2 protein-coding genes are annotated in these 1,564 nt (G+C 38.7%); both read left to right on the forward strand.

Features of this window, described 5'->3' with window-relative positions:
* Positions 1–395 precede the first annotated feature (395 nt).
* Complete coding sequence (locus WBJ10_RS16875; protein ID WP_424292412.1) at positions 396–608, forward strand: hypothetical protein; 213 nt, start codon at positions 396–398, stop codon at positions 606–608.
* 522 nt (positions 609–1,130) lie between these two features.
* Positions 1,131–1,564: DUF4011 domain-containing protein (locus WBJ10_RS16880; RefSeq protein WP_424292414.1), on the forward strand; the 434-nt coding region annotated here is incomplete at its 3' end.

The following is a 1,564-nucleotide window of genomic DNA, read 5'->3' on the forward strand; positions in this document are numbered from 1 at the left end:
GCCCGACATCGGCGCCAAATAATTTACCTATCAGGGCAAAAAAGAAAACGAAGCCGTGTAGTATTCCTGAAAAGAAACCGGCTTCGCTGCTGGTGTAACCTGCAGGGGCGCATGCAGAGAGGCTGCAAATAAGAATTATCGCTGCTAACCCAATGGTGGTGTTTTTCTTGTGCATTCTTTTATATGTGAATAAGGCAATAGAAATAATATCGCAGCTATTTGCTTTATCAAATATAATTTTTCCCTTCACTTAGCCTATAAGGGAAACCGTAATGTTTAAACGATGACCGCCCATAACTTAGAGTAAACAATGATTGTAAATTAACAGAAAAGACAATTTTAAGGATTTAAACGAAAACGACTTCGCTCAAGGGAGTCGGAAAGGAGAAAAAATTATGGCAGATAGGTATGTGCTGAATTTAAATCAGCAATCGAATGGTGACTATGAAGTTCACAAAGCAGGATGTTACTATTTTCCGAAATCTAATTACGACGAATTAGGGAACCATTATGGTTGTTCAAGTGCTGTTGCGGAAGCTAAGAGAAAGCATCCTTACAAGCAGATTAATGGGTGTAAAACTTGCGCAGAAGCATGTCATACGAGTTAGGATACTTTTAGACTTCAATTATGAAACTAATTTGACTTCCCCCTTTGATGAAAAGGTGCTTTGTAAACAGGAACAGGTATTTTGAAATTTTTATCAAGCCCGGATTTTTCAGAAGCTTTTGTAATTGCAACTAACACAAATCAACCAAAAGAATAGGAAACATAATGTAATACCCATTCGTTAGCATCAATTGACCATAAGAAGGGCAGTCCCAGCGTGGCCAATCAGTTTCAGGAGTGATAGATAAGTATGCTACCAAAGGGTGTACACTTTCAATATTGAAGCAGTAACCACTTTCGTACAGCAAGATGATGATTTGCCCTAATGTACCGCGTTTTAGGAGATGTGGAAAAAAGAAAAGAGATCAGGGATTGCACTTATAATATCATCGATATCATTTGTAAATGTCCTGTTACTCAAGTAGATTTGATTAACCTTATTATAATTTCTGAATACTTCCCTCTGACTTTAGGATAGCCTGATTGTAAGCTGAAATTATTTGTGTTTTAATCTTACCAACTTATGCAGGAAACTATACTTCCCAAGCTTGAAGCGTCACGCAAAGAATTACTTGATCTGGGTATGCGTAACACCCTGCTTAACTATAAAGTCCCAAAGGCCAGAGGATTGCATATTGTACAGGAAAAGTCACCTTCCATTTATGATATACTTGTAAAACAGGCGAAGGCAATGACCTTTTTAGGAAGACCTGGGAAAGATGATGAAAATGAGACATTCCAATTACCTCCTCTATCTGAACCGGAACTTGCAGATGCTCATAATGACACCAGACTGCAAACCGATGAAAGCGATCAGAAACTGCAGTCTAAAATATTAAACACCTATTACTTTGCCCGGACAAGTATTGAAGAGCAGGGTGTTAATATCCTGTATATCTCTTTGGGAATGCTGAACTGGTACGAGGCCGGGAATACTCAGGATGTACGGCTGGCTCC

Source organism: Daejeonella sp. (genome assembly GCF_049655485.1).
GTDB lineage: Bacteria > Bacteroidota > Bacteroidia > Sphingobacteriales > Sphingobacteriaceae > Daejeonella.

What these genes read in the sequence shown, in the direction of transcription:
- WBJ10_RS16875 (WP_424292412.1), top strand. Translation starts at nt 396, where the DNA reads ATGGCAGATAGGTATGTGCTGAATTTAAATCAGCAATCGAATGGTGAC.